Source organism: Flavobacterium sp. (assembly GCF_043722275.1).
In the GTDB taxonomy this organism is placed as follows: domain Bacteria; phylum Bacteroidota; class Bacteroidia; order Flavobacteriales; family Flavobacteriaceae; genus Flavobacterium.
Genome location: NZ_JAYSPC010000108.1, coordinates 56,893 through 66,455 on the forward strand (window position 1 = coordinate 56,893; position 9,563 = coordinate 66,455).

The 9,563-nt window shown below is 32.6% G+C and carries 9 protein-coding genes; 1 reads left to right on the top strand and 8 read right to left on the bottom strand.

All coding sequences use genetic code 11. The annotated features are described in order from the left end of the window. Positions 1-40 precede the first annotated feature (40 nt). The 6 genes from ACHZDT_RS13815 to serS form a co-directional block, all read right to left on the bottom strand. A complete protein-coding gene (locus ACHZDT_RS13815; protein WP_394775210.1) occupies positions 41-517 on the bottom strand; it encodes a nucleotidyl transferase AbiEii/AbiGii toxin family protein in 477 nt (158 codons plus the stop codon). A 1-nt stretch (position 518) separates the two neighbouring features. After that, positions 519-704: a hypothetical protein gene (locus ACHZDT_RS13820; RefSeq protein ID WP_394775211.1), complete on the bottom strand. Its 186-nt coding sequence runs from the start codon at positions 702-704 to the stop codon at positions 519-521. Between the two features lie 35 nt (positions 705-739). Continuing rightward, a complete protein-coding gene (locus ACHZDT_RS13825) occupies positions 740-1,051 on the bottom strand; it encodes a DUF4286 family protein (protein WP_394775212.1) in 312 nt (103 codons plus the stop codon). Positions 1,052-1,191: 140 nt separating this feature from the next. Then, entirely contained in the window at positions 1,192-2,973 is a 1,782-nt protein-coding gene (locus ACHZDT_RS13830) for a tetratricopeptide repeat protein (protein WP_394775213.1), read from the bottom strand. Positions 2,974-3,050: 77 nt separating this feature from the next. After that, positions 3,051-3,896, bottom strand: a complete 846-nt coding sequence (gene lgt / locus ACHZDT_RS13835; RefSeq protein WP_394775214.1) for a prolipoprotein diacylglyceryl transferase — start codon at positions 3,894-3,896, stop codon at positions 3,051-3,053. Positions 3,897-3,988: 92 nt separating this feature from the next. Next, positions 3,989-5,260 carry a serine--tRNA ligase gene (serS, locus tag ACHZDT_RS13840; protein WP_394775215.1) on the bottom strand — a complete coding sequence of 424 codons (1,272 nt, stop codon included), beginning with the start codon at positions 5,258-5,260 and terminating at the stop codon, positions 3,989-3,991. 255 nt (positions 5,261-5,515) lie between these two features. On the opposite strand from serS, the gene ACHZDT_RS13845 reads away from it, so the two are divergent. Further along, complete coding sequence (locus ACHZDT_RS13845) at positions 5,516-6,118, top strand: DapH/DapD/GlmU-related protein (protein WP_394775216.1); 603 nt, start codon at positions 5,516-5,518, stop codon at positions 6,116-6,118. A gap of 199 nt (positions 6,119-6,317) precedes the next feature. Here the strand turns inward: ACHZDT_RS13845 and ACHZDT_RS13850 are convergent, their stop codons facing one another. Then, positions 6,318-7,742 (bottom strand): T9SS type A sorting domain-containing protein, encoded by a 1,425-nt coding sequence (locus tag ACHZDT_RS13850; protein ID WP_394775217.1) that lies wholly within the window; start codon positions 7,740-7,742, stop codon positions 6,318-6,320. Positions 7,743-7,781: 39 nt separating this feature from the next. Next, a complete protein-coding gene (locus tag ACHZDT_RS13855; RefSeq protein ID WP_394775218.1) occupies positions 7,782-9,320 on the bottom strand; it encodes a patatin-like phospholipase family protein in 1,539 nt (512 codons plus the stop codon). Positions 9,321-9,563 lie beyond the last annotated feature (243 nt).

The following is a 9,563-nucleotide window of genomic DNA, read 5'->3' on the forward strand; positions in this document are numbered from 1 at the left end:
CTAAGGTTTTTTTGCCACGAAGGCGCTAAGACACAAAGTTTTATTTTTTATTTATTTCTCGAAGCTGTTGAACATCAAATAAATCCTTTGTTCTATTTGCTTTAATTTTACTTGTAATCAGATCTTCTAAAGACAAAACATTCCATCTTAAAAAAGTTTTATCTTTTACAGTAATTTCCTCACTATCGTTATAAGCCTCTTCAAAACTTTTATTCACTGAAAATTTAGTTATCAACTCTAAATCTAAATCAACAGGAGAAAATTTTATTGATATATTTTGTTCTTGTTTTTTTACATTTTCAGGAAAATCTTCTATTTCATATCCCATATCATTAAAAACAGCAACCAATTTTTTAAAATTTTCATCTGTTGTTTCTATCCAAAAATCAACATCAGCGGAATGCCTCTGATATCCATGAAAATTTACCGCCCCACCACCAACCATAAGCATCCGAACAGTATGCTTGTCAGCCAAAGCTATAAATTCATCAATATTTTGATCCCAAATTTTTGACATTTTATCTTGATTTTATAATAATTACAAAATTGTCTTTGTTCTTATCTACTTTATACTTTACAGGAAATTTGCTTATACGCTCGCTTAAACGTAAAAAACTATAAAATCTTTCGACTTTAGACAACTTTAAAAATTCTTCTTGTTGTTGTTTATTACTTTCTTCCTTAGTTTGAAATCGAATTTCCATAGCATTTTTTTTTTAACTGAAACTGAAAACTAAAACTAATGTTCCGAAATAACTTCTAACTCCGTTCTGAAAGAAAGCATTTTATCTGCGAATAACCCCAAAGCTTCCTGATGAAATTTTGGTTCATCCTCAATATAATATTGTTCCAAAGTTTCTTTGCTATCCGTAACATATTGAACAGAATATGTAATTCCGCCCATTTCTTCTTCAATCAAAACCCTTACAATTCTTGCCGAAGAAAACTTTTGTGTCGCCAGAATTTCCGGTATGTGTTTTTCCTGCATCCATTTCAACCATTGGTCGTGAACGCTCTCGTGTATATTTGTGGTAACGTTGTAAATAATCATTTCTTTTAAGTTTCTAAGATTCTGAGCTTCTAAGATCTAAGTTTGTTATGCTTAAAATCTCAGGATATCGTCATATTATAAATTCATTTTTTAATTGTTAATCGGTTAATCAGTTAAACGAATAACCAATTAAACCAAACCTACAAATTCTTGTCTCCTCTTAATTCGCGGTATTTTTTTCTCGCATCAACAAAGTAAATACTATCCTGATGGTTAAAAATCACCTTTTCATACAAAGGTTTTGCTTTTTCTGTATCTTTTAATTCGTCGTTGTAAATTTCTGCCGAAAAAAACAGCGCTTCATCAACATAAATTCCGTCGCTATGATTGTCAATTATCTGCTGGTATTGGCTTAAAGCCGAATTATAATCTTTTTGACTTTCATAGATTTTACCTAAACGCAACAATGTTACAGCTTCGATTTCCTGTCCTTTAAAGGTTTTCAAAATCATCTGAAACTGACTTATAGCTTCCGGTTTCTTGTTCTGATACATCAAAAAATCACCTTTTGCAAATTGCTTTAATGCTGTTTGTGTCGAATCAGCAACGGTATTATCGTTTATCAATAAAAAATATTCCAGCGCATCATTTGCAATTAATTGCGTATTTGCCGCTTTCAACTCTTTAAATTGCTTTAAAGCCCATTCAAAATCACCTTTGTAATAACTTGTTTTTGCCGCTTTTAAACTTGCTTCGTGCGCCATTACATCATTCTTTAAATCCAACTGAATCTGTGAATAATAAATCAAAGCCTGATTGAATTTTTCCTCTAAAAGCAAAATATCCGCCAATTCCATTTTTGCATCAGCTTGCTGATAATCATTCAAATTTAATTCTAATGCTTTTTTTACAATCGCTTTTCCTTCTTCAGTCTTTTTAAGATTGAAAGCCAGAAAATGCGCCTGAATTATTTGCAAAGATAAGGTAAATGGAGTTATTTCATAGGTTGTAAGCAATTGTTGTAACTCAGTATTAATAATTGGATAGCCTTTTTCCTGCGCTTTATCGATTTTAATTTGCATTAAATACGAATTGGTCTGAATCAGTAAATCTAAATCTTTAGTGTTTTGAAGTATAAAGTTCAAAATCTCAGTTGCTGTATCAGTATCATCTTCGTTTAATGCAAACTGACTTAAATTGACAATACTCGAAAGTGATTCCGGATCACGTTTATAGATTGCTTTTTCCTGAATAAAGGCTTTACCAAATTCTTTTTGCTGCACATAAAACCAACTTAAATAATGATTCCAGAATACATCCTGATCTTTTTGGGTTCTAATAATTAGTGCTTTACGCATTGCATCTTTAAAAGCAGTATTATCTGTTTCACCATTCATGAAACGGGATAATTGCGTCTGGATTAAATTAGCGTTTTGCTGATTAGTGTACGATTCTGTTAGCAAAAGATCAATCATCTGATCTGTTTTTCCTAATTGCCCGTACAACATTCCAATCTGGAAATTAAAATTGTAATTAGGCTGAACCTGCATTGCCGTTTGATAGGATTTTAAGGCATATTCAAGCAATACTTTTTTCTCAAAAGAATTGCCGATTCCGTAAACATCATTCGGACTTGTTTTTATTTTTTCGATAGCCTGATCGTAGTAATTTTTGGCTTTCGATTCGTTTTTTTGAAGTTGAAAGTTATATCCTAATTCCACTAAAAAAACACCTTGTTTGTATCTGTTATATCGTTCCTGAATTACTTTTTGAGCTAAATCAAATTGTTGCAATTGCTGATAAGATTCGACTGTTCTTAAAAAATATTGGGTATTGGATGGCGAACTTTTTAAAAGCTCCTCATAACTGATTTTTGCTTTTTCAAAATCACCTTTATCATAATAATATTGAGCCAATTGCTCATTTTGAGATATTGCAAAAGTAGACCACAACAAAACGATATAGATAAAGATGTTTTTCATATTTCAGTTTTTTTAGTCTATTTTTTTTATCAGTTTCAGTTTCAGTTGCAGTTTTTTAGTCGCAGTATTCAATACAATTAAACTGGAAACTGTGACTGAGACTGTGATTCTAAACTTTTCATTTTCCAGATAATCAAAGCTAAGCCTATTAGTATAAACGGAATACTTAATATTTGTCCCATATTGATGAGCATATTATTCTCGAAATTTTCCTGATTTTCCTTAAAAAATTCGATTACAAACCTTGCCACAAATAAAAGCGTAAAGAAAGTTCCAAAGATTAATCCGCTTGCATTTCTGATTTTTTCAAATTTATACATGTATAATAAAATCCCGAAAATCAACAAATAAGCAAATGCTTCATACAATTGCGTTGGATGCCTTGGAATTAAATCTTCTCTTTGAAAAACAATTCCCCAGTTTCCGTTAGTTGGTTTTCCATAGATTTCAGAATTCATAAAATTCCCTAATCTGATAAAAGCGCCCGTAACCGGAACTCCAATAGCCATTCTGTCTAAAAGCCATAAGAACTTAACTTTGTATTTTCGGCAATATAAAATCATCGCTGTAAGCACTCCAATTGTTCCGCCGTGACTTGCCAAACCCTGAAATCCGACAAATTTATAAACTCCGGCAACTTTCTGGATTGGCAAAAGAATTTCTATCGGATGTTGCAGAAAATACGACGGTTCATAGAAGAAACAATGTCCTAATCTCGCGCCTAAAATTGTTCCAACTATTACATAAACCAGTAAACTATCCAGATTATCCAGCGAAAGATGTTCTTTTTTATAAATTCTTCTTACAATAGCATAACCCAATAATAATCCGCAGGCAAAAAGAGCTCCATAATATTTTAACGGAAAGCTGTCTGTGATCATGAAAATAACAGGATCTACGTTCCAATTTAAAACTGTATTCATTTTTATCTCTTTTGCTATAGTTCTTAGTTAAATTGAGAAAACCTAACAGGTTTTAAAAACCTGTTAGGTTTATTCGTTAAGAACTATAAAAATTAATTTATAATATCAAATCCACAGTAAGGGCGTAAAACTTCTGGAATTACGATTCCTTCCGGCGTTTGGTAATTTTCTAAAATTCCAGCCAAAACTCTAGGCAAAGCCAATGAACTTCCGTTTAATGTATGAGCCAAATGGTTTTTACCGTCTTTGTCTTTGAAACGTAATTTTAAACGATTTGCCTGAAAAGTTTCAAAGTTAGAAACTGAACTAATTTCTAACCAACGATCCTGCGCTGTAGAAAATACTTCAAAATCATATGTCAAAGCCGATGTGAATCCCATATCACCACCACATAAACGTAAAACGCGGTATGGCAATTTCAATTCTTTCAAAATATCTTTTACATGTTCCACCATTCCGTCAAGTGCTTCATAAGACTTATCAGGATGTTCAACACGTACGATTTCGACTTTGTCAAATTGGTGTAAACGGTTTAATCCGCGAACGTGAGCACCGTAAGAACCTGCTTCACGACGGAAACATGGCGTATAAGCGGTATATAAAACCGGTAATTCGGTTTCGTTTAATAATACATCGCGAAACAAATTCGTAACGGGAACTTCAGCAGTTGGAATCAAATATAAATCATCAATTGTTGAGTGGTACATTTGCCCTTCTTTATCCGGTAATTGTCCTGTTCCATAACCTGAAGCTTCGTTTACCAAATGCGGAACCTGAACTTCATTATATCCTGCGGCAGTATTTTTATCTAAAAAGTAATTGATCAAAGCACGTTGTAAACGAGCTCCTTTTCCTTTGTAAACCGGAAATCCTGCACCTGCAATTTTTACACCCAATTCAAAATCAATGATGTCGTATTTTTTTACCAATTCCCAGTGAGGTTGTGCGCCTTCATGTAAAACCGGAATATCACCTTCCTGGAAAATATTTAAATTGTCGTCGGGAGTTTTTCCTTCAGGAACAATATCAGCCGGAAGATTTGGTAATGTGTATAATTTATTGGTCAATTCGGTTGCAAGAGCTTCTGCTTTTTCGCCTAATTCTTTACTTTTTTCTTTTAATGAAACCGTTTTTTCTTTTAAGATTGCGGCTTTAGATTTCTCTCCGGCTTTCATTAATTCTCCAATATCTTTGGATAATTTATTAGATTCAGATAAAGTGTTGTCTAATTCTACTTGTGTAGCACGACGAGTTTCGTCTAGTTGCACCACTTCTTCAACAACGCTTTTAGCATCAATATTTCGTTTTGCTAAAGCCTTGATTACTTTCTCCTGATTCTCTCTAATAAATGCGATTTGTAACATAGCTTGATTTTTATAACTATTGTATTTTTTTATAATGGAAGCAAATTTAAGGAAATGTTTTATAAGATCACGACAAAGTTCATGAGGAAAACATAATTGACGCGTTATTCCGCAGAGATTCACGAAGGTTTCACAGAGATACACAAATATTTTTTAATATTCTTCGTGAATCTTTGTGAATTGCTTTGTGTGTCTCCGCGAAATTAACATCTTCGAAAATAAAAAATAAGTAAATTGCATTTAAAAAATAACAATATGCTAATCGATAACTTTATTGAAGATTTCTCAAAGACTTTTAACGATTTAAATCAATCAGAACCTTGGAATATTACAAATGATCTCAAAAATATAATCGGAAAAATGATATTGAATCTTGGAGATGATTATATAATAGAAAACAATATTGCCATTCATAAATCAGCCACGATTGAAAATAATGTTACGATAAAAAGTCCGGCAATTATTGGCGAGAATTGCTACATTGGTGCAAATGCTTATTTTAGAGAAGGCGTTTATTTAGACAAATCGGTAAAAATTGGTCCCGGTTGCGAAATAAAAAGCAGCATTATTTGTTCTAATACAGCAATTGCCCATTTTAATTATATTGGAAATAGTATTATTGGCAGAAACATCAATTTTGAAGCAGGTTCAATCGCAGCAAATCATTATAACGAAAGAACAAATAAGAAAATATCAGTACTTTATAATTCTGAGATTATAGAAACTAACTCAGATAAATTTGGATCTTTAGTTGGTGATAATTCCAGAATTGGAGCAAATGCCGTTTTATCTCCCGGAACAATATTAGTTAAAAACTCAATTATAAAAAGATTGGAATTAATAGAACAAGTGAAATAAAGTTATTCCGCAGAGATGAGCAAAGATCACACACAGCTATTTTTTTAAATTTTGAATAAAATCGAACCCCAGCGGGGTGAAATCATTAACGCCTTCATATATCGCTCCGATGGAGCTTAAAATAAAAAACAATAAATTTTCTATAAATATGACGCTCCAATGGAGCTTTATTTTCAACATAAATAGCTATTACAAATACCTACTCTTTTATCACCTTAAATGTTTCTACTAAATCACCTTTCGAAACTTTAAGCACATAAAACCCCGAAGATAAAATCGAAACAGCAATTTTCCCGTCTGTACTTTTACCTTTTAAAATCGAGACAGAATCAAAACTAAAAAACTCATAATCAAAATCAACTGAACCAAAATTCTCCACTGAAATGCTTGGAACAGCAGGATTTGGATAAACAAAAGGCTTTTTATTAATTGTAACTTTTGGCTGAACATTATTACAGGCGCTTTCTAATAATGATGGTAAATCAACCTCATTATACGCCAAAGTATAATTGAGTTCATTGGCTTTTTGGAACAACTCACACGATTTTTTGTATTTATGCTGATCGAGATAAATAATTCCCAGATTTTTCATCGCGTACGAATTGTTTTTATCCATTTCGAGCGCATATTTCAAATCGGCAATTCCTTTATCTGATTCTCCCAGTTTATGATATATTAAACCACGCGTAGTTCTTAAATCCCGTCCGCCATAACCGGGAGTTCTTTCAATTATTCCTTTTTCATATTTAAAAGCTATTGTAATATTTTCCATCGCTTTTTGATATTCGCCCATATCGCTCAATAACCTGGCAAATGCCCATCGTGCGTGGGGTGTTTCAGGTTTTTCGCTGACAATCTTCTCTAAATAATAGCGTGCTAAATCATATAATTTTCGTTGTTGCAACAAAGTTGCAAAGTTGTATAAAATGCGTAAATCATCAGGTGCATTCTTTATTGCTTTGTAATAATAATTAAACGCAAAACTTTCCATTTCCAGCGATGCATAAATGCTTGCTAATCTATCATAAAGTTTACTTCTAAAAACATTCCGATCTTTCACTAATGAATACGTTAACACAATATTTTTATTGTTTGGATCTTTGTCAATAGAATATTCGACTTTTTTTAAATCCTCAAGGGCTAATGTTATATTTCCAAGACTAATACTTAAAACACCCCGATTAAAAAGATCATTAACTCTCGTGGGATTATAATTTGTTTTGACATTAATCTCCGTCATTAATTTCAGGGCTTTTTTAACCGTTTCCTCCCTGTCTTTATTAAAAGGCAATTTATGATCCGTTCTGCTAACTAATTTTCCGTGCGAGAAATTCCAGGTTACCAGTTTTTCACCTTGTTTATTGAACTGAAAAGCATCTGAATCCTTTAACCCTTTATCATCATAATAAAAAATCTCATTCAGTTTTCCATTAGAATAATAGGTTTTTGTGCTGTCCGGTTTTTTATCCGGTCCAAACCAAATTTCAACCGAAACAACATGATCGTCATAAAAATAACGGGAAACATTCTCAGCAACGTTAGTGTTTTTTTCCTGACCTGAAACTAAAACAGGCAGAAACAATAAGCCAAAAATTATTTTATACTTGATAAGTTGGTTTGTCAAAGTTTAAGATTTAAATAGAAATCCAAATTACGGATAAAATTATTTCTCTTCAACCAATAATTCCTTCAAATCATTGGTTTTTAAAAATGTTGCAAAACGTCCGGACAATAATAACATTTCGCGTTCTTCCGGAGTAATTCTAAGTTTTGTTTCAACGTGCGATGCATATTCATATAACATCAAAACTTGTCTGGCAGATAAATCCTTGAATTTTTCCTTGTCTAAAGTGGCAACAATTACAATTCCGTCTTTATCTTTTTTAAAGGAATCTTCGCCAAATTTAGTAATTAATTCCTGCTTGAAATTGGTATATAATTTGAACCAACTACTCGATTCATCATTTGTATTTTTTAATTCAAATACTAAATCTTCATAATTATCGTCCTTTTCCATCTTAATCAAATAATCCCTGATCGTGGTAAAACCAATAATCTGATAATTAGAAACCGGTATTTTATAACGCTCAAAAGTGTTTTCTATATCTTTATCAAAAGTCATATATCGTGTTTGAACCGTGTATAAAGAAGCCGTTTCAAACAACGAAATCAATCTGATTTTTGCATCGCTTATATATGGCGTTTTTTTTCCTTGTCCGAGGCAATCAATAAAAAGCGCTTTCTTGTTTTTATCATTCACTTTTGTGTCGTTATGAAGCAATTCGACCAAAGTTTTATAACCCATATTATCAGAAGCGCCGCCATCAACAATACACAAAATCTTATCCTGATTTTTAACGCCAAATTTCACTTTTGGCAAAACTCCCGGAAAAGCCGAACTCGCCGTAATGGCATAAGTCACAGGAAAATTATAACCATCGTTTACTTTATTTTCGTTCAAAACAATTTCGGCTTTATTGGGCGCCAAAGACGAATTTAAATTCAAACCCCGAATAATATGCGGCATAAACGGAATACGTTCGCCGTTATTAAAAGCTGTTCCGTTTGCCACAAACATTGGTAAAGACGGAATTATTTTACTTTCCTTCGGAATAAAAAAATCCGACAACATCATTTGCGAATCAAACTTATTGACATTATCAGGATTTATCGCGTCGTATTGCAAAATATCCGAATCTATGCGTTGTGTCATCGATATTTTATCTCCTTTTTCATTTCGGCTATTGTTTAATAAAGACAAAATATTAGCCGATTTATCGACATAATCTTTATAAGCATCGGCTTTAGAAAAGTAGAATTCATTGAAAGAACAATTATCCTGAAACAATTTATTCTTGAGAATCGTCAAATAATATCCAGCCGAAAAACAACCACCGGAAACCGTAGAGAAATAATCTATTTCGTTTAAAAAATTACGTTGTGAATTGTCTTCCTGAATTTCTTCCAATCCTAAAAGTACGCCCATACTAAAAAACTGCGCTCGTGAACCGCCGCCCGAAATCCCGATTCCTAAAGCAATATTCGGATTCTGAAACTTTTTATCCCGTTCCTGAACCGACTTATAATCGCTCAACGAAACCGAAGGAATCGAATTATAATTGATCTCTGAAAAAAGATTGATTTTATTTTGAGAAAATCCTATTTGAAGAAAAAGCAATATTAGGCAGTATCTATATCTCATTTTGGGCTTTTTTAATCGCTAAATTGCTCAATGCTAAATTAATAAAGTTATTTCAGAAAGTAACAGGAAGACTTCACAAAGATTCCCTAAGTTTTTTAAATGAAGTTTAATTAAATCGCGCAATATTATTCTGATTTCAACTGTAAGACAAGCGGATTCAACTGTCAAACTAAGCGAATTGGATTGTCAGGCTGAGCGGAGTCGAAGCCCCGTTTGCTGTATCACTTTGCGTGGCTTCGACTC

Excerpts from the sequence above, each read along its gene's own strand:
- ACHZDT_RS13845 (WP_394775216.1), top strand. The coding sequence starts at position 5,516 with ATGCTAATCGATAACTTTATTGAAGATTTCTCAAAGACTTTTAACGAT.
- serS (WP_394775215.1), bottom strand. The coding sequence starts at position 5,260 with ATGTTACAAATCGCATTTATTAGAGAGAATCAGGAGAAAGTAATCAAG.
- ACHZDT_RS13820 (WP_394775211.1), bottom strand. The coding sequence starts at position 704 with ATGGAAATTCGATTTCAAACTAAGGAAGAAAGTAATAAACAACAACAA.
- ACHZDT_RS13830 (WP_394775213.1), bottom strand. The coding sequence starts at position 2,973 with ATGAAAAACATCTTTATCTATATCGTTTTGTTGTGGTCTACTTTTGCA.
- ACHZDT_RS13855 (WP_394775218.1), bottom strand. The coding sequence starts at position 9,320 with ATGAGATATAGATACTGCCTAATATTGCTTTTTCTTCAAATAGGATTT.
- lgt (WP_394775214.1), bottom strand. The coding sequence starts at position 3,896 with ATGAATACAGTTTTAAATTGGAACGTAGATCCTGTTATTTTCATGATC.
- ACHZDT_RS13825 (WP_394775212.1), bottom strand. The coding sequence starts at position 1,051 with ATGATTATTTACAACGTTACCACAAATATACACGAGAGCGTTCACGAC.
- ACHZDT_RS13815 (WP_394775210.1), bottom strand. The coding sequence starts at position 517 with ATGTCAAAAATTTGGGATCAAAATATTGATGAATTTATAGCTTTGGCT.